Source organism: Brevibacterium sp. JSBI002 (genome assembly GCF_026013965.1).
Classification (GTDB): domain Bacteria; phylum Actinomycetota; class Actinomycetes; order Actinomycetales; family Brevibacteriaceae; genus Brevibacterium.
Window position 1 is genome coordinate 3,621,174 of sequence record NZ_CP110341.1, and the last position, 17,195, is coordinate 3,638,368.

Annotated in this window: 16 protein-coding genes; 9 read left to right on the plus strand and 7 right to left on the minus strand. The window is 65.1% G+C overall.

Translation table 11 applies throughout. The features are described 5' to 3' along the window. Positions 1-43 precede the first annotated feature (43 nt). The 5 genes from LJ362_RS16335 to LJ362_RS16355 form a co-directional block, all read right to left on the minus strand. The gene (locus LJ362_RS16335; RefSeq protein ID WP_264800063.1) at positions 44-862 is read right to left on the minus strand and encodes an NmrA family NAD(P)-binding protein; all 819 of its coding nucleotides are present in this window, start codon (positions 860-862) and stop codon (positions 44-46) included. A 13-nt stretch (positions 863-875) separates the two neighbouring features. Continuing rightward, positions 876-1,526: an NTP transferase domain-containing protein gene (locus LJ362_RS16340; protein WP_264800064.1), complete on the minus strand. Its 651-nt coding sequence runs from the start codon at positions 1,524-1,526 to the stop codon at positions 876-878. Between the two features lie 112 nt (positions 1,527-1,638). Then, a complete protein-coding gene (locus LJ362_RS16345) occupies positions 1,639-2,373 on the minus strand; it encodes an ABC transporter permease (RefSeq protein WP_264800065.1) in 735 nt (244 codons plus the stop codon). Continuing rightward, positions 2,370-3,188: an ABC transporter ATP-binding protein gene (locus LJ362_RS16350; protein WP_264800066.1), complete on the minus strand. Its 819-nt coding sequence runs from the start codon at positions 3,186-3,188 to the stop codon at positions 2,370-2,372. Before LJ362_RS16350 ends, LJ362_RS16345 begins: the two co-directional genes overlap by 4 nt. Before the next feature lie 109 nt (positions 3,189-3,297). Beyond that, positions 3,298-3,933, minus strand: a complete 636-nt coding sequence (locus LJ362_RS16355) for a TetR family transcriptional regulator (protein WP_264800067.1) — start codon at positions 3,931-3,933, stop codon at positions 3,298-3,300. 161 nt (positions 3,934-4,094) lie between these two features. Between LJ362_RS16355 and LJ362_RS16360 the strand changes: the two genes are divergently transcribed. The 7 genes from LJ362_RS16360 to LJ362_RS16390 all read left to right on the plus strand — a co-directional run bounded on the left by LJ362_RS16360 (position 4,095) and on the right by LJ362_RS16390 (position 11,561). Then, a complete protein-coding gene (locus LJ362_RS16360; protein WP_264800068.1) occupies positions 4,095-5,375 on the plus strand; it encodes a pyridoxal phosphate-dependent aminotransferase in 1,281 nt (426 codons plus the stop codon). A gap of 78 nt (positions 5,376-5,453) precedes the next feature. Further along, the gene (locus LJ362_RS16365) at positions 5,454-6,923 is read left to right on the plus strand and encodes a GAF domain-containing protein (protein WP_264800069.1); all 1,470 of its coding nucleotides are present in this window, start codon (positions 5,454-5,456) and stop codon (positions 6,921-6,923) included. After that, positions 6,920-7,351 carry a helix-turn-helix domain-containing protein gene (locus LJ362_RS16370; RefSeq protein ID WP_264800070.1) on the plus strand — a complete coding sequence of 144 codons (432 nt, stop codon included), beginning with the start codon at positions 6,920-6,922 and terminating at the stop codon, positions 7,349-7,351. Before LJ362_RS16365 ends, LJ362_RS16370 begins: the two co-directional genes overlap by 4 nt. 150 nt (positions 7,352-7,501) lie before the next feature. After that, the gene (locus LJ362_RS16375; protein ID WP_264800071.1) at positions 7,502-8,776 is read left to right on the plus strand and encodes a hydroxymethylglutaryl-CoA reductase, degradative; all 1,275 of its coding nucleotides are present in this window, start codon (positions 7,502-7,504) and stop codon (positions 8,774-8,776) included. After that, positions 8,773-9,708 (plus strand): hydroxymethylglutaryl-CoA lyase, encoded by a 936-nt coding sequence (locus LJ362_RS16380; protein ID WP_264800072.1) that lies wholly within the window; start codon positions 8,773-8,775, stop codon positions 9,706-9,708. The genes LJ362_RS16375 and LJ362_RS16380 overlap by 4 nt, the downstream gene beginning before the upstream one ends. Before the next feature lie 48 nt (positions 9,709-9,756). Then, positions 9,757-10,179: a hypothetical protein gene (locus LJ362_RS16385; protein WP_064485735.1), complete on the plus strand. Its 423-nt coding sequence runs from the start codon at positions 9,757-9,759 to the stop codon at positions 10,177-10,179. A gap of 38 nt (positions 10,180-10,217) precedes the next feature. Further along, positions 10,218-11,561 carry a tripartite tricarboxylate transporter permease gene (locus tag LJ362_RS16390; RefSeq protein ID WP_264800073.1) on the plus strand — a complete coding sequence of 448 codons (1,344 nt, stop codon included), beginning with the start codon at positions 10,218-10,220 and terminating at the stop codon, positions 11,559-11,561. 34 nt (positions 11,562-11,595) lie between these two features. Here the strand turns inward: LJ362_RS16390 and LJ362_RS16395 are convergent, their stop codons facing one another. After that, positions 11,596-12,600, minus strand: coding sequence for a LysR family transcriptional regulator (locus LJ362_RS16395; protein ID WP_264800074.1), 1,005 nt, complete (start codon positions 12,598-12,600; stop codon positions 11,596-11,598). A gap of 91 nt (positions 12,601-12,691) precedes the next feature. On the opposite strand from LJ362_RS16395, the gene LJ362_RS16400 reads away from it, so the two are divergent. Continuing rightward, the gene (locus LJ362_RS16400) at positions 12,692-14,236 is read left to right on the plus strand and encodes an aminotransferase class I/II-fold pyridoxal phosphate-dependent enzyme (protein WP_320109135.1); all 1,545 of its coding nucleotides are present in this window, start codon (positions 12,692-12,694) and stop codon (positions 14,234-14,236) included. Positions 14,237-14,546: 310 nt separating this feature from the next. Then, positions 14,547-16,085, plus strand: a complete 1,539-nt coding sequence (locus tag LJ362_RS16405) for an MFS transporter (protein WP_264800075.1) — start codon at positions 14,547-14,549, stop codon at positions 16,083-16,085. A gap of 216 nt (positions 16,086-16,301) precedes the next feature. Here LJ362_RS16405 and LJ362_RS16410 read toward each other — a convergent pair whose 3' ends face one another. Continuing rightward, complete coding sequence (locus LJ362_RS16410) at positions 16,302-17,015, minus strand: GntR family transcriptional regulator (protein WP_264800076.1); 714 nt, start codon at positions 17,013-17,015, stop codon at positions 16,302-16,304. Positions 17,016-17,195: the final 180 nt, after the last annotated feature.

Below are 17,195 nucleotides of genomic sequence, written 5' to 3' on the forward strand. Positions count from 1 at the left end.
CACAGTCACGTGGCGGGTGGTGACTCGTGCGGCGGGACTCGCCTCAGGCGACGAGCAGCTCCTCCGCGAGCACCTCGTCGAGGCCGCGAGCATCTCGTCCGAGGATGGCGGGGATCCCCGCCGCCCCACAGGGCAGGCCATAGCGGTCATAGTAGGCGAACATCGCCGTCAGCCATTCTCGTTCGCGCGCATCGAGTCCGCTGCCGTTGTGCTCCTGCCCGGCCGCCCACGCGCGTGGACTCGTCACCTCGAGAGCCACCTCGGTGCCGAGCACTGCCTCCGCGGCTCGGGCCACATCGCGCACCGTCACGAGCTGCGGTCCGCCGATTTCGAGAGTCGCCCCGATATGACTGTCGCCTGCGAGCAGGTGCGCGGCCGCTTCACCGACGTCGCGCAGGCTGATGAGCCCGAAGGGAGTATCCGGGTCGTACGGGACGGTGATCTGAGGGTCATGACCGCGCAGCCCGGGCAGGAAGTTGTCGATATACGCGCAGGGTTCGACGATGGTGAAGGGCAGCGAACTGCGGCGCACGCGGTCCTCGGACTCGGCCTTGGCGAGATGGTGCGGCATCGCCGGGGCGTATGGTGAGGCCACCGAGTGGTAGACGATCCGTTCGACACCGGCGGCGTGGCAAGCCCCAAGGAGCATCTCGATGAAGCCGACTTCATCGCTGTGCAGGTTCGGCGCCATGAGGTAGACGGATCGGCATCCCTGCAGCGCGGTGATGGGATCGGCGAGGTCTGCCCGCCCCAAAGTCACTGGCACGCCGCCTGCGGAGCTCACAGCTGCCGCGACGGCACGGCCTGTCTTCCCGGTTCCGGAGACGATGCCGATCCTGTCCGCTCTGGCTTGTGGTTTCACGATGAGCTTCCGTTCATGAGTGGATGTCTGCGAGGTGCAGTCCGAATCGGGCTGCGGCCTCCGGGGTGTCGATGTCGGCCAGCCCGTCTCGACCGGCTGGCAGCAGGTCCGCGCATTCGATGCCGGAGACGCCGCCGCGGCTGGAGTGGCGGCGGAGCATGACCCGCAGTCCTTCGTCCCCGGCAGCGGCCGCGTGCGCTTCGGCGATGTGTGCACGACCGAGGCCGACGGGGTGACCGGGAACCGAGTTCCAGTGTGCGCGGGCGAGGTGCTCCGGAACCGTCGCATCGAGCAGGCGACCGTAGGCCTCAGCTGGGACATCGGGAAGATCGAGCAGAGAGATGACGACTCCGGCAGCTATGTTCGGCACCGCGCTCAGCCCAGCGCGCAGCGAGGTGCTCAGGCCCTGTCGGTGCTCAGGGTTCTCGACGATCCGTGCTCGGCCCGGCACCAGTCGGGAGGCCCGATCAGCCGCCGGGCCGAGCACGACGATGACGTTCGAGTCGCATCCTCGGGCGGTAGCCGCGGTCAGCATCCTTTCGACCTGCACGGTCAGCAGCGCGGTGCCGTCCGCGTATTTGAGCAGTGCCTTCGGCCCGCCCATCCGAGTTCCGCTGCCGGCCGCCAACAGCAGCAGACTCGGGATCTCTCTCACCTGCTCCATGTGCTCAGACTGGCACCATTGTCACCTTCGCGCCACTGCACAAGTCACCAAAGACGGCCCGCCTTCGTCGTCAGATCTCGTGGTAGCCGACCGCGGCCTCTGTACGTATCGCTCACGGCGTCCGGCGTCGCAGCGTCAGCGAGCCGACGATGACGGCGCCGACGATCCAGCAGGCGATAAAGAGCACCCGCAGCCAGATGTAGGCATCGTCCTCACTGCCCGTCGACACCGCGCTCAGCGCATCGATCGCATGGGACAGCGGCAGCCAGTCGCCGATCACTTCGAGCACATCGGGCAGCTGATCGCGCGGGAGGAAGATCCCGCCGAGCAGGATCTGCGGGAACACGAAGACCGGCATGAACTGCACGACCTGGAACTCTGTGCGAGCAAAAGCACTGGCCAGCAGGCCCAAGGCCGTGCCCAGCAGCGCGTCGGCGATCGCGACGACGAAGAGCAGCCAGACCGGCCCGTCGATCTCGAGACCGCAGACCAGAGTCGCGTAGCCGACGGCCACGGCCGTCTGCACGACGGCGAGCAGGCCGAACGCGAGGGTGTAGCCGAGGATGAATTCGCCGCGCCCCAACGGCATCGACAGCAGACGTTCGAGCGTTCCGCTGCGGCGTTCGCGCAGGGTCGCGATGCTCGTGACGAGGAACATGACGATGAACGGGAAGAGCGCAAGCATCGCCGGCCCGATGTCGGCGAACACCTCGGTCTCGGCGAAGATCCAGGCCACGAGCCCGATCAGCAGGCTCGGCACGATGAGCAGCAGGGCGATCGTGCGCGGATCGTTCCGGATCTGGACGAGCACACGTCCCGTCGTCGCCAGAGTGCGCAGCGGGCTCATCGCCGGCCTCCCTTCCCCGCGCCGCGGCCCGCGCCGCCGCGACCGCCTCGGGAGAGCAGTCGGGTCCCCGACCGACGGCTCCGTCCGGACGGTCCCGCCCCGTTCGCATCCGCTTCGATGATGTCGAGGAACGCTTCCTCCGCCGAGGCGGCCCCCGTGCTGGCGAGCAGATCATTCGGTGTCGTATCGGCGATGATCGCCCCCTCCCGCATGAGCAGCAGCCGATCACAGCGCGTCGCCTCATCCATGACATGGCTCGAGACCAGCAGAGTCGTCCCCTCGTCGGCGAGGCCGCGGAAGAGGTCCCACAGATCACTGCGCAGAACAGGATCGAGACCCACGGTCGGTTCGTCGAGGACCAGCAGGTCCGGGGATCCGAGCATCGCCGCGGCCAAGGACACCCGGTTGGCCTGACCGCCCGACAGCGTCCTGGCCATCTGATCGGCCTGACCGGTCAGGTCCGTCCGCTCGAGGACCCGCTCGACATCGGCCTTCGACGCTCCCTGCACCCGTGCGAAGTAGCGCAGATTCGCCCGCACGCTCAGGTCCTCATAGATGCTCGCCGATTGGGTCATATAGCCGACCCGATGCCGCAGATCCGCAGATCCGGCGGCCCGGCCCAGCACCTGCACCCGCCCGCCCGCGACGATCTGGACCCCGACGATGGCGCGCATCAGCGTCGTCTTCCCGCTGCCGCTGGGCCCCAACAGCCCGACGATATCGCCTCTGGACACCGCGAGGTCCAGTGAATCGATGACTGTCGTGCGGCCACGGCGGATCGTCAGTCCTCGGGCTTCCACCGAATTATTCATCATGTGATGAATATGGTATCCGGGAGTGCTGTGGTCAAGGGTTCTCACGAAGAGATCTCATGACCGCCGCCCCTTCACCGGTCAGCGGCGGCCGCGCTGGAGCCCAGCGGGCTCATTCCACGTCGCCGACCCCATCGATATGGCACTGCACCGCCGGTGCCAGTCGTGCGATGAGATCGTCGACCGGCATCGACGCCAGCGGTTCGAGTTCGAGGACGTGGCGGAAGATGAGCGCACCCGCCATCTGGGTGAGGACGAGAGTGGCCCGAACATCCGCCTCTGCCGGGTCGACGCCGCTCGACTCGAGCCTGCCCGCCACCGCTCCTTTGAGCTCACGCAGCAGAAACTGCCTGATCAGACGGCCGGCCGCCGAGTCGCTCACGGCAGAGCGCAGAACTGTCACCCCGATAGACTTCACGGTCGAACGTTCCCAGGCGCTGAGCACCGTGCGCACGAGGGACTCGCCGAGGCGGTCATCGTCGGTATCCAAGGCCGAGCGGACGATGCGGTCCGGTCGCACGGGAAGCTTGACCACCTCGGCGAACAGTCCGGCCTTGGACTCGAAGTAGTGGTGGACGAGCGCGGAGTCGACCTGGGCCCGACGGGCGATGCCGCGAATCGACGTCTTGTCATAGCCCTTTTCGGCGAATTCGGCCGAGGCGGCGTCAGCAATCGCCGTCCGCGCGTCGCTGCTGCTGTCCTTGCGCGGGCGCCCTCTCCGGCGGGGCCCCGGGTTCACATCCGCCATGCCTCCCAGAGTATCGTGAGCCCCATCTGCAAAAGGTCTGCACAACGGTCCTCCGAACCGAGCAAAGGTCTGGGAAACGGGCCTCTGTTTGGTCAGAACCACCTCGGCGGGGGTCCTAGCGTGGAGGTAGCAGCAGTCGTATGAAAGGTTTTCCGGTTCACATGTTCAGGCAGTCGTCGAAGTTGGCCAATGTCCTCTATGACATTCGAGGACCCGTCCTCGAAGAGGCCCAGGCGATGGAAGCCGCCGGGCACACGATCCTCAAGCTCAACATCGGCAACCCTGCCCCCTTCGGATTCGAAGCCCCCGAGGCGATCGTCCAGGACATCGCCGCGAACCTGCCGGTGACGCAGGGCTATTCCGACTCGCGGGGAATCCTCTCCGCCCGTCGCGCGGTCGTCCAGTACTACGAGACCCGCGGCATCCACAATCTCGGCACCGACGAGGTCTACCTCGGCAACGGAGTCAGCGAACTCATCACCTTGAGTCTGCAGGCGCTGTGCAATCCCGGCGATGAGATCCTCGTGCCCGGCCCTGACTACCCGCTGTGGACCGCCTCGGTGGCACTGTCCGGCGGCACCCCGGTCCACTACCGCTGCGCGGAAGAGGACGCCTGGCAGCCTGACCTGGCCGACCTCGAAGCCCGGATCACCGATCGCACCCGCGGCATCGTCGTCATCAACCCGAACAACCCGACCGGCGCCGTGTACTCGAAGGAGACGCTGCAGAAGATCGCGGACATCGCCCGCCGCCACGGCCTCATCGTCTTCTCCGATGAGATCTACGAGAAGATCACCTACAACGGCGTCGAGCTGGTCAACATGGCCACCCTCACCGGCGACGACGTTCTGTGCCTGACCTTCTCCGGACTCTCGAAGGCCTACCGGGTCGCCGGCTACCGTTCCGGCTGGCTGGCGATCACCGGACCGCTGGACGAGGCGCACAGCTACCTCGAGGGCATCAAGCTGCTGGCGAATATGCGCATGTGCTCGAACGTTCCGGCCCAGCACGCGATCCAAGCGGCCCTGGGCGGGAAGCAGTCGATCGACGATCTCGTTCTGCCGACCGGCCGCCTCGGCGCGCAGATGCAGGTAGCCTACGAGGGGCTCAATTCGATCGACGGCGTCTCGGCTCACCGGGCCGACGGCGCGCTGTACATGTTCGCGAAGCTCGATGTCGAGAAGTTCGGCATCACCGATGACGAGCAGTTCGCCCTCGACCTCCTGCGCGAACAGAAGATCCTCGTCTCCCACGGCACGGCCTTCAACTGGCCCAAGCCCGACCATTTCCGACTCGTCACCCTGCCCTCGGTCGAGGTGCTCACCGAGGCGATCGAACGCCTCGACACGTTCCTCTCCGGCTACCGGCAGGTCGCTCCCACGACGTGCGAGCTGCCTGTGGTGCGCGAACATGAGGTACGCGGAGCCGCAGCCGCCGGTTGACGGCGTCGATCGCTCGGGCGAAGCACCCATCCGATGCCGGGTGCGGCGGAGGCACCGAGCCCCTGCGACACTGGTCTCATGACAGAGATCGATGATGAGCCGGGGACCGTGTCCGCCACCGCCGTGGCCGAGATCGTCGGAGCTCTCTCCCGCGGGGTAGATCTGGACCGCGCTGCCCTGGCCCGCTGTTTTGAGCACCACCCCGACCTCATCGACTCCTTCTCCGATCTCTCGGCGACCATGACCCGGTGGAAGCAGAAAGATCGCGAGCGTTCGGCCCTCCTGGAAAGCGCCTCGGAGCTCATCCGCGTGCGCGACACCGAGAAGCTGCTGCAGAAGCTCGTCGACCGTGCCCGAACACTCATCGGATGCGATATCGCCTACCTCTCCCAGTACTATCCGGAGACCGACGACCTGCGTGTTCAGGCAAGTCGCGGAGCGATCTCGGCGAATCTCAAAGAACTGCGAGTGCCTCCCGGCGTCGGACTGGCAGGACAGGTCGTGCGTGATCGCTCCGCACAGTGGACGTCGAACTACGATCTGACCCGACTGCCTCACGAAAGACGCGTCGACTCCGCGGTGAAGGCCGAGCGCATGGAATCACTCCTCGGAGTGCCGATGCTCGTCGACGGCGAAGTCCTCGGCGCCCTCTTCGCGGCCAACCGCTACCCACATGACTTCACCACCGACGAGATCACCCTGCTGTCGGCTCTCGCGGACCATGCTTCCGTGGTGCTGAAGACGGCGCAGCTGATGGGAGACCTCGCAGAGGCGGCCCAAGCCTCCGCGGAAGCCGAGGAGACGGCAGCCGCGCAGGCCAGCACCCTCCAACGGCTCGTCGAGGTCGAGGAGCAGCTGACGCAGCTCGTCCTGCAGGGACAAGGAGTCCCCGCAGTTCTCGCCGCCATCTCCGAACTGCTCGAGGCCGACGTGATCGTCGTCGACAGCGGACGTCTCGGCTCTCCGAGCTTCCCCGCCGATGAGGCGTTCTTCGACGGCATCACGGTGGACGATGCGGACGTCCGAACGGCACTGAGTCACAGTCGGGCGACAGGCCGAAGCGCGCAGGTCGCTGGTGCACAGCACATGTACGTCGCCTCGGTGGCATCCCACCGCCGACAGCACAGCGCACTGTTCGTGCGTTTCGACGACGAACCGGCGGACGGCGACGCGAACATCGTCGCCCAGGCGGCGCAGACGCTCGCGCTCATCCGAATGAACGAACAAGCCCGGGCTGATGCCGAGAACCGAGTCCGTGGAGAACTCGCAGTCGACATCATTGCCGGCACTCGTGATCTCAGTGAGCTCGAAGCCCGTTCCCGAACCGGCGGCTTCAGCCTCTCCGGACCCTGGAGACTCATGACGATTCAGGGCGACATCGAAAACGATGACCGCATCGCCGCTCGCCTGGTCCGCCTCGAGCCGCGCATTCTCATGACGCAGCGATCCCCCGGGATCACGGTGCTCCTGCCCAGCGCCGTGATCCGCGACAGGCCCACCCTGGACACCCTGTTCGAAGAGTCGGGCGCCTCGAAAGTTCGCTGGTGATCATCTCCGACACCGATTACGACAGGAAGCAGCTGCGCACTGCCGAGGACGAAATGTGGTCGTGCATCCGCGTCCTCAATTCCCTCGGCATCAGCGAAGGAATCTTTGCCCCGGAGGATTTCGCGCCTTACACCGCAATGTTCGGCACCGCGCCGGAGCAGACGGAGAGATTCATGCACCGGATGCTCGAGCCGCTGCGCCGATGGGACCGAACCCATTCAGCCGAGCTGCTCTCGACTCTGCGGGAGTATTTCGAGTCCGGCATGAGCATCCGCAGAACCGCGACTCAGATGTCAGTGCATGTCAACACCGTCAAGCAACGACTGGAGAGAGCGGATCTCGTGCTCGGTCAGGAGTGGAAGACACCGGACCGGGCGTTCCGCCTCCAGGTCGCGCTCCGCCTCGACAAGTTGAAGTCATCCTTCTAAGCCTCTATGTCTGGAACAGCCAAAGCAGAGCGATATTCACATCCGAAAAAGACATGGCAGATTCACTCGTGCATTGTTTGACTGATCTCTGCGGAGGAACTCCGACCGACAGCCTATGTCGGCCAATGACGACCTGACTGGAGATACACGATGGCAGTGAACAGCCGAATTGCCGACTTCCGAAACATGTCGGTCGGTGATCGCAGGAAAGCCGTCGCAGCCTCGACTGGGCTCGACCCCCAACTGTTGAGCCAGCTCGATGCGGATGCCTTCGGTCCCGAAGACGCCGTCAACCTCAGCGAGAACATCTTCGGCGTGTTCTCGCTTCCTCTCGGCGCAGCTACCAACTTCACGATCAACGGCACCGACGTGCTCGTACCCATGGCGACCGAAGAGGCCTCGGTCATCGCCGCCGCCAGCAACGCAGCACGAATGGCGCGTCCGCACGGCGGCTTCTTCACAAGCTCGACCGAGCCCGTCATGCAGGCACAGATCCAGCTCATCAACGTGGCGGACCCGCAGGCCGCGCGCACACGTGTCCTCGAACGCCAAGCAGAGATCATCGACCTGGCCAATGCGCAGGACCCCAAGCTCGTCGAGGTCGGTGGCGGAGTCAAGGGCCTCGAGGTCCGCCTCGTCGAGGCGAGGACGACGACGTATGTTCTCGTCCACCTGCTCGTCGATGTCCGAGACGCAATGGGGGCGAATGCGGTCAACACGATGGCTGAGGCAGTCTCCGGAACCGTGGCAGCCATCGCCGGAAGCGACGCACTGCTGCGCATCCTCACCAACAAGGCGGACCGTCGACTGTCTCGGGCACGGGCAGTCTTCGACAGGGATCTGCTCGGCGGAGACGAGGTCATCGACAACATCCTCCATGCCTACGAACTCGCCGCAGCCGATCCCTATCGAGCAGCCACTCACAACAAGGGCATCATGAACGGCATCTCCGCCGTCGTCCTCGCCACCGGGAACGACACCCGCGCGGTCGAGGCCGGAGCGCACTCCCATGCGCTCGTCGACGGCCGCTATTCTTCCCTTTCGGCGTTTGAGAGGAATGCCGACGGCGACCTGGTCGGCACCCTCGAGATGCCCATGCCGGTCGGCCTCGTCGGGGGCGCCACCAAGGTCCATCCCGCCGCGCGCACAGCTCTGCAGATCGCCGAGGTGGCGAGCGCACAGGAGCTCGCCGAAATGATCGTCGCCGCCGGCTTGGCGCAGAACCTCGCGGCACTGCGAGTTCTCGCCACCGAGGGCGTGCAGCGCGGACATATGTCACTTCATGCGAAGAACCTCGCTGCCTCTGCCGGAGCGAATGCCGAGGAGACCGCGATCATCGTGGACCGCCTGATCGAAGAGAGGGCCTTCCGGTTCGACAGGGTCCAGTCAATCCTCGACGAACTCCGCTCCGGTGTGTCGCGATGACGGCACAGCTTCCACAGCAGTTCGCGTCGTCGAACCTGCCGACCGCGGTCAGTGTCTGCGAAGTCAGCGCTCGAGATGGTCTGCAGTCGCAAGCACGCACACTTCCTGCCTCAACCCGGCTCGAACTGATCCGGCGGCTCTCCGAAGCCGGCCTGAAGACCATCGAAGCCGGAAGCTTCGTCTCTCCGCGGGCCGTTCCCCAGATGGCCGACACCCGATCGGTGCTCGCCGGGCTCGACCTGGACTCCGATATCGCGTTTCCCGTCCTCGTCCCGAATCGAAGGGGTCTCGATGATGCCGTTGCAGCGGGGACGAAAGACGCCTCGGTCTTCATCAGCGTCACCGAATCGTTCGCCCAGGCCAACCTCGGCGGTTCCCTCAAACACACCACAGACCGCAGCATCGAGGTGGCACGCGCAGCAACCGCGGCGGGGATGCGGGTGCGGGGCTATCTGTCGATGGTCTTCGGGGACCCCTGGGAAGGCGCGGTCGATCCTGAGCGCGTCGCCACGGCTGCGCGTCGCCTCGTCGATGCCGGCTGCCTGACGATCTCGCTCGGCGATACCATCGGAACCGCGACTCCCGGTCATGTGACCGCTGTTCTTGATAGCCTGGTCGGCGCCGGGATTCCGATCGATCGGATCGCCCTGCACACCCACAACACCTATGGCCAGGCGCTTGCGAATGTCTACTCCGCGCTTCAAGCAGGTGTCAGTCAGTTCGACGCATCGGCAGGAGGGATCGGTGGCTGCCCCTTCGCCCGCACAGCTTCCGGAAACCTGGCCACCGAAGATCTCCTCTGGATGCTCCAGGGTCTGGGCATCTTCACCGGCGTCGACATCGACGCCGTGGCAACGGTCAGCCAGTGGCTGGGCGAGCAGCTCGGCATTCCGCTTCCGTCCGCAACATCATCGGCCGTCCTCGGCCGGTAGTTCCATCGTTCACGTTCCCGACAGCCGTCGGCCGACAGAAGGCAGGCAATGATGCCACAATTGCTCGAGGTGTGGAATGACACCGTCGACCCCAGACATCTCATCGGCGGTATCGCCATAGCCGTCGGGACAGCAGTCCCGGCCTACCTCATCGCCGATCATCTCTTCGCCGCCGGAGGCGATGAAGCGCTGGGTCACTCCTATGCTCTTCTCGTCGGCATCGTCGGCTGCATCGTCGGGGCCGTGATCTCCGGGTTTCTGTTCAAACCCAAGAGAGTGATCACCACCTCGGCGGCCGACACGCGCAACCGGCAGGAGATCATCGACGAGGTCGTCGAGGAATATGGGGACCTGGGCGACCCACGCGAGTTGCGTCCTGCTCTCCAGGAAGAAGTTCATGCTCTTGGACTCTTCGACGCGCTTGTCGAAAACCATGAGGCCCGCACCCAGGAGAAAGGCGGGAAGAAGTGAGCGCGGAACTCATTGAACCCATCCTGTGGGCAATTGGGATGGCGCTCCTAGCCGGAGTCCTCTTCACCGGTATCGGCCTGATCTCAGGCACCGACGAAACTGCGATTGTTGCGCCACTGGCGCTCCTGGTGATCCTGATCGGCGTTCCGCCCTCAGGCGTCATCGCGTTCTTCCTTGCGGCGATCATCGCCAAGCATATTTCCCACGCTGTGCCCACTACGCTTCTGGGCATACCAGGGGATACCACCGCCGTTCCTATGTTGCGCGAAGCTCAGCTTCTGCGCTCCCTGGGCGTCCCTCACATTGCCTTGCAGAAAGCGATCTCTGGCGGGGTGATATCGGTTGCGATAGCAGTACCGCTCTCAATTGTCTTTGCTCTCGTACTCACGCCATTCGCCGACGCGATCGGTGCCGCCGCTCCTTGGATCTTTATCGCGGCAGCCGTCCTCGTCGCCTATACCTCAAAGGGAAAGCTGGCCGCCGTTGTAGCGCTCATTCCTTTCGTTCTGCTCATCGTCGGCCTCCAGGCCTTCATCTTGGAGCAGAAGGAAGCGACTTTCACGACGTCGTTCTTCTTGGGGATCGCCACGGGTCCACTGATCTTCGATCTGTTCTCTGCAATGTCGCCTGTCGGCCGTCGGACAATGCGTCAGGAAGGCAAGCGAGAGTTCAATCTAGCTCCTGATGTTCGGCCGAAAGGTGGCAGTAGACTGCCTAACCCCTTCAAGGCGCTAAGCGGCCGACAACTCGCCTACACGAGCGGATCGGCAGCGATTACCAGCGCCACTTTCGTGTTCTCACCGGTCGCGATGGCTGTGCTTATGGGCGAAATCGTCGGCAGCCGGATCAAGAACGGTTACGAGCGGCTGACCACTGTCATCACTGTCAGGAATGGAACTACGGAATCGACCTATATCGCCGAGACCCTCATCCCGCTCATCGCCATCGGCCTGCCGCTCTCACCCATGGCCGCCGGGCCCGCGGCACCCCTGTTCAACGCCCCGCCGGTCTACACCCTCGACGCCGAGGCGGGGACGACGAACAATCTCCACGACCTGCTCACGACTAGTCAGTTCGCTCTCTTCTCCGTTATCGCGGCGATCATCGCCGTCGCCATCGCCTACCCTTTCGTGATGACGAACGCTCACCGAGCGGCGACCTGGGTGATGAAGTCGGTCTCCCACGAGGCGATCATCGCCGGGTTCGCAGCTCTCATCTGCGTCATCTGCCTCTATGAAGGCGGTCTGCTGGCGCTCGGAGTGACGATCACTGTCGGACTCGTCGGGGGACTGTTCAACCGGATGATCGGCATGCATGCCGGTGTCCAGTTCATGGGCTACTACGTCGCCGTGCTCACCGTGCCCGCGATCCTCGCACTCTGAGACGCCTTCTGACCGCCACTTTGAAACCGCGGCGTCACCGCCACTGCCGGGTGACGGTACGGACGTCGGTGACCACCTCGGCGATGGCGGAATGGTGCGCATCGACGATCGGATCATGACGGGCACGCCCCTGTGGCCGCGAGGACCTGGAGACGAGCAGGACGTCACGGCGGCAGTCGCTGAGCGGCATCGGGATGACGGTGATGTCCGGGTCGGTCGACAGCGATGATTCGGGGATCATCGCCACCGCCAGACCGGCCGAGATCATCCGGTTGATGGCCGCATAGTCATCCATCCTCATCCCCACGCGGGGTTCGAACCCGGCGCTCAGACAGAAGGAGCGGACCACCTCGTCGATGGCGTCACCGGGGTCGATGCTGAATGCCCAGGTCTGGGAGACAAGCGCTGTGAGGTCGGGTCGGCCATGATCGTCGACGCCGATCGGTCCGATGGTCTTCGGCACGCACAGGTACAGCCGCTCCGAATACAGGTGGGCGGCGGTCAGCGTCGCCGGGATCCACGTTCGTTCGAGATCGGTCGACACGAGCAGGGCGAGGTCGAGGTCCCCGGACTCGAGTCGGGAGACGAGCTTCGCGTGTTCATCCATCGTCACATCCAGGGCCGCGGTGAGCACGTCGGTCCGGTCGCCGGCGACCGCCTCGTCACGGGTCTGCCACCTCGGGCGAGCCTGCAGCTGATCGTGGAGGCGCGGGATGACGCGAGCACCGACGGTGGGCACGGCCCCGATGCGCACCGGCACGGCCTGAGATTCCCGCCAGAGAGCCACCTCGGCACCGAGGCGCTGGCACAGTCCGAGGATCTCCACGGCTCGGGTCACTACGAGGCTGCCCACGGTCGTCGGCTGTGATCCGCGCGGTGTGCGATCGAGCAGAGTCGCGCCGAGGGCACGCTCGAGATTGCGCAGATGATGATTCACCGTCGGCTGGCTCCACTGCAGCGCGGCAGAGGCCGCGGCGACGGATCCGGTGTCGGCCACGGCGCGCAGAGCGGTGAGGCCGCGGGTATCGAGTGGTTCCATTGATCTCCCCCATTGAGTTCAATACTGACTATAGAGCAACAGAGGAAAGTTGCTATTCTCTCCTACCTGCTCGCCTCCTTAATCTGGACGCATGACCGTGCACCAGGACTCCCCCATGCCCCCGGCCCCGCACTCCTCCTCGGGGTCGCCGATGCATCCTGCCCTCACGCAGTCCCGCGCGCCCTACGCCGAAGCTCTGGCGCACGCGGCCGACCGCAACTCGCTGTTCCTGTCCACCCCCGGGCACGGAGGCACGACCGAGGGCATCTCCGCAGGTCAAGCCGAATTCTTCGGCGAGCACACCCTCTCCCTGGACATCCCCCCGCTCTTCGACGGAATCGACCTCGGCGTCGACACCCCGAAGGACGAAGCCCTGCAATTGGCCGCCGAGGCCTGGGGCGCCCGCCGCACCTGGTTCCTCACCAACGGCTCCTCGCAGGGCAACCGCATGGCCGCCCTTGCCATCGGCACCCTCGGGTCCGGCGTCGTCGCCCAACGCAGCGCGCATTCGAGCTTCATCGACGGCATCGTGCTGGCCGGCCTCAACCCCGGCTTCGTCTACCCCAACGTCGACGAAGTCAACGGCATCGCCCACGGCGTCACCCCCGACGCCCTGCGCCGGGCCATCCGCAACCACCCCGAGCCCGTGACCGCCGTCTACCTCGTCACCCCGAGCTACTTCGGCGCCGTGGCCGACGTCGAAGCCCTCGCCGAGGCGGCCCACGAAGCAGGTGCCGCACTGATCATCGACGCCGCCTGGGGTGCCCACTTCGGCTTCCACCCAGACCTGCCGGACTCCCCCGTCACCCAGGGCGCCGACATCGTCATCATGAGCACGCACAAACTCGCGGGCTCGCTCACCCAGTCCGCACTGCTCCACCTCGGCGACACCGAATTCGCCGATCGCCTCGAACCGGCGCTGGCCCGGGCCTTCATGATGACCGCCTCGACGAGCGAGAACGCTCACCTCATGGCCTCGATCGACCTCGCCCGCCGCGCGCTCATGACCTCGACCGAGGCGATCACGGACTCGCTGGAGAACATCCGCCACATCCGCGCGCAGATCGAAGCCACCGACCGCTACCACCTGCTGTCCGGCGAGTTCCTCGGCCATGCCGACGTCGTCGACATCGACCCGTTCCGCCTGCCCATCGACATCACCGCCACCGGACTCGACGGCCACACGGTGCGCAAACGCCTGGCCGAGGAATTCGACATCTTCCCCGAGATGTCGACGGCGACCACCCTCGTCGCCCTCATCGGCATCGGAAAGTCCCCGGACATCGGCCGCCTCATCGATGCCCTGGAGACCCTGCGCCTCGAAACCGCGGACTCCGCCACGGTGACGAGCCCGGCAGTCGCTCTCCCGCCGCTGCCGACGGCCGGCCGGTTGGCGATGACCCCGCGGGAGGCGTATTTCGCCGATTCCGAACTCGTCACCGCCGCCGAGGCGGTCGGACGAGTGAGCGTGAGCTCGCTGGCCGCGTACCCACCCGGCATCCCCAATGTCCTGCCCGGCGAGGAGATCACCGCCGATACCGTCGACTTCCTCCAGGCCGTGGCAGCGAGCCCGTCCGGTCACGTCCGCGGCGCCGTCGATCCCGGACTCGAGACCTATCGGGTCATCAGGAACTGATCTCCGCAGTCACCGTCCGCTCCATGTCCGCCAGTCTCAGTTGACAACGCCATTGGACAAGTGACAGTGCGAATTAGGCAACAATCTTTTTGCTTATTTTCTGGCCCACTGGATGATTTTCAACGAAGGCTACTGCCCTCAGGCGCATTCGGCGTGAACTGTGTCACAATTTTTATTGACACTCCCTGAGTACCAAGCAAGGATATTCGGCATTGTCGAAATCCGACAGCAACTGCCGCGCAGAGTTCGCACCATTCCGGCGACTCGGCCCTGCAACTTGCCCAGCAGCAGCTGAAACGAGGAACCACTGATGTCAGAAGGCCACGACAGACCCGCGCAGAAAGACAAGAAGCCGACCCGCAAGGAACGGCGTGCAATAAAGAAGCAGAAGCGGTTCGAGGCCGATGACTGCATCGTCGTCGAAACCAAATCGATCCGGACCGCCATCGGCGGCACCACAGTCGGCAACTTCATGGAATGGTTCGACTTCGGTGTCTACGGCTACCTGGCCGTGACGATGACCTCCGTCTTCACCGAAGGCATGGACCGACAGATGGGTCTGCTCGTGACCCTCCTCGGCTTCGCCGTGTCCTTCCTCGTCCGCCCGCTCGGCGGCATGGTGCTCGGACCGCTGGGTGACAAGATCGGCCGCCAGAAGGTCCTGTTCTTCACGATGGCCACGATGGCCACCGCCACCGCCCTCATCGGCGTCCTGCCCACCGCGGCCCAGGTCGGCCTGTGGGTGATCATTCCTCTCTACCTGCTCAAGATGATCCAGGGCTTCTCCACCGGCGGCGAGTACGCCGGTGCCACCACCTACGTCTCCGAATTCGCTCCGGACAAGTCCCGCGGCTACTGGGCCTCGTGGCTCGATGTCGGCTCTTACCTGGGCTTCGCCGCCGGCGCCGGAACCGTGGCCATCACGACGGTGATCACCACGTCCATCAACGGCGAGAACGCCATGCTCGACGGCGGCTGGAGGATCCCGTTCCTTCTCGCCATCCCGCTCGGCATCGTCGCCATCTGGTTCCGTCTGAAGATCCCGGAGACCCCGAGCTTCGAGTCGAGCGAGGAAGCCGGCCGCGACGTCAAGGTCAAGGACGACAAGTACGCCCGCCACGGGCTCATCGGGGTCATCCGCCACTTCTGGAAAGAGATCCTCATCGGCATCGCCGTCGTCGCAGGCTCCCAGACTGTCGGCTACGCGCTGACGAGCTTCATGCCCACCTACCTGGAGGAGACCGTCAAGGTCTCGAATGTCCAGGCGGCCGTGGCCACGATTCCGGTTCTCGTCATCATGTCGCTGTGCCTGCCGCTCATCGGCAAGCTCTCCGACAAGCTGGGCCGCAAGTTCGTCTTCCTGGCAGCAGCCATCATGACGATCGTCCTCATCGTTCCCGCGTTCGCCGTCATGCAGATCGGTGAGATGTGGGCAGTGGTCGTGGCTCTGTTCATGGTCGCCCTGCCCGCCGGCTTCTACATCGCCTGCCTGGCCTCGACCCTGCCGGCGCTGTTCCCGACCGCGTCGCGCTACGGAGCGATGGGCCTGACGTTCAACCTCGGCGTCTCCCTGTTCGGCGGCACCACGCCGCTGTTCGCCCAGGCGCTCATCGATGTCACCGACAACTCGTACATGCCCGCGTTCTACATCATGTTCTTCTCGGTCGTCGCACTCGTCGCCGTGCTGCTCATGAAGGAATCGGCGCACCGGCCGCTGCCGGGCTCGTTCCCGACGGTGAACACCCACGAGGAGGCCGAAGAGCTGGCTCGCACCCAGGCCGACAACCCGGACATGGACATCGAATCCATGCCGATCGTCGACATCGATCCCGACAAGGCACCCGCCTGATCGAGGTGAGAACCTGATCGGCCGCGATGCCAGATCGAGTGAAGAAGACGCTGGGCCGTCCCGTTTCGGGGCGGCCCAGCGTCGTTTCGTCGTTTCTCGGTGCGGTTCATGGGCGGGGCAGGCAGCCCAGGGTCTTCTGGCACTGTCTTCTCTGAACTGCTCACGTTCCTCCCTGTGCAGTTGAGGAGAAAGTGTACCGATTCGCCGCAGCGGGCTTCAGCCGTCGGCGTCAGCCGGGACGCGTTTGAAGAAGTAGAGGTTCGACGTGACGAGCTCGGCCGCCTCCGCGGCGTTCCCGGACTCGATGAGGTCGACGATCTTCGGCAGTTCGCGAGCGGAATCTTCCGCGATGGCCCCGATCTGATCCTGGCGTCGGTAGAGGCGCGACTGATCGCGCAGGCGCAGGCTGATCGCGGCGGCGCGCCCGCCGAGTCCGTGCTCGAGCAGAGCCTCATGGAACCTGCGGTCCTGCGTATAGAACTCGGCGTAGTCGCCGGCTTCGACCGCTGTCACGGTCGCTTCGGCGAGACCGCGCAGTCGGGTCACCGCAACGGCCTTCGTCGCCGATCCGCTCGCCGCATCCTCACCTGCCCGCTGGTTGCGACCGACGATGTCTTCGCTGCCGGCCTCGGCCAGGCTGCGGGCGGCGGGGACGGCGAGGAGAACGCGGATGGCGATGATCTCCTCGAGGTCCGCCTCGGTGATGGTGACCAGACGGAAGCCGCGATTGGGCACGGCTTCGACGGTCCCCTCGGTGACGAGCGCCATCATCGCCTCGCGCACCGGACTGAGTGAGATGCCGAGCTGCTTGGCCAGGCCCGCTGCTGAATAGATGCGATCCTCGGCGAGCTCACCGGAGGTGATGGCATCGCGGATGATGCCCAATGCCTGCTCGCGCAGCGATTCGGCCTGCGGTCTCACTCGCTCCATCGCACACTCCTCATCGAATCGCGGTTGCCATGAATTCACAGTCGTGACCGGCTCGCCGACTATTGACAGCATAACCGCGAGATCGCACCATTGAACTAAGTAGTCGGTAATCGATTACCCACCCGGACTCCCCCACGGAGTCACACTCACAGTGTTGTTCCTGCAATGAAGGAGGAACCC

Bases quoted from the DNA above. Each gene is read 5' to 3' on its own strand.
- LJ362_RS16340 (WP_264800064.1), bottom strand. From the start codon at position 1,526: ATGGAGCAGGTGAGAGAGATCCCGAGTCTGCTGCTGTTGGCGGCCGGC.
- LJ362_RS16345 (WP_264800065.1), bottom strand. From the start codon at position 2,373: ATGAGCCCGCTGCGCACTCTGGCGACGACGGGACGTGTGCTCGTCCAG.
- LJ362_RS16350 (WP_264800066.1), bottom strand. From the start codon at position 3,188: ATGATGAATAATTCGGTGGAAGCCCGAGGACTGACGATCCGCCGTGGC.
- LJ362_RS16355 (WP_264800067.1), bottom strand. From the start codon at position 3,933: ATGGCGGATGTGAACCCGGGGCCCCGCCGGAGAGGGCGCCCGCGCAAG.
- LJ362_RS16360 (WP_264800068.1), top strand. From the start codon at position 4,095: ATGTTCAGGCAGTCGTCGAAGTTGGCCAATGTCCTCTATGACATTCGA.
- LJ362_RS16365 (WP_264800069.1), top strand. From the start codon at position 5,454: ATGACAGAGATCGATGATGAGCCGGGGACCGTGTCCGCCACCGCCGTG.
- LJ362_RS16375 (WP_264800071.1), top strand. From the start codon at position 7,502: ATGGCAGTGAACAGCCGAATTGCCGACTTCCGAAACATGTCGGTCGGT.
- LJ362_RS16380 (WP_264800072.1), top strand. From the start codon at position 8,773: ATGACGGCACAGCTTCCACAGCAGTTCGCGTCGTCGAACCTGCCGACC.
- LJ362_RS16385 (WP_064485735.1), top strand. From the start codon at position 9,757: ATGATGCCACAATTGCTCGAGGTGTGGAATGACACCGTCGACCCCAGA.
- LJ362_RS16390 (WP_264800073.1), top strand. From the start codon at position 10,218: ATGGCGCTCCTAGCCGGAGTCCTCTTCACCGGTATCGGCCTGATCTCA.
- LJ362_RS16395 (WP_264800074.1), bottom strand. From the start codon at position 12,600: ATGGAACCACTCGATACCCGCGGCCTCACCGCTCTGCGCGCCGTGGCC.
- LJ362_RS16400 (WP_320109135.1), top strand. From the start codon at position 12,692: ATGACCGTGCACCAGGACTCCCCCATGCCCCCGGCCCCGCACTCCTCC.
- LJ362_RS16405 (WP_264800075.1), top strand. From the start codon at position 14,547: ATGTCAGAAGGCCACGACAGACCCGCGCAGAAAGACAAGAAGCCGACC.
- LJ362_RS16410 (WP_264800076.1), bottom strand. From the start codon at position 17,015: ATGGAGCGAGTGAGACCGCAGGCCGAATCGCTGCGCGAGCAGGCATTG.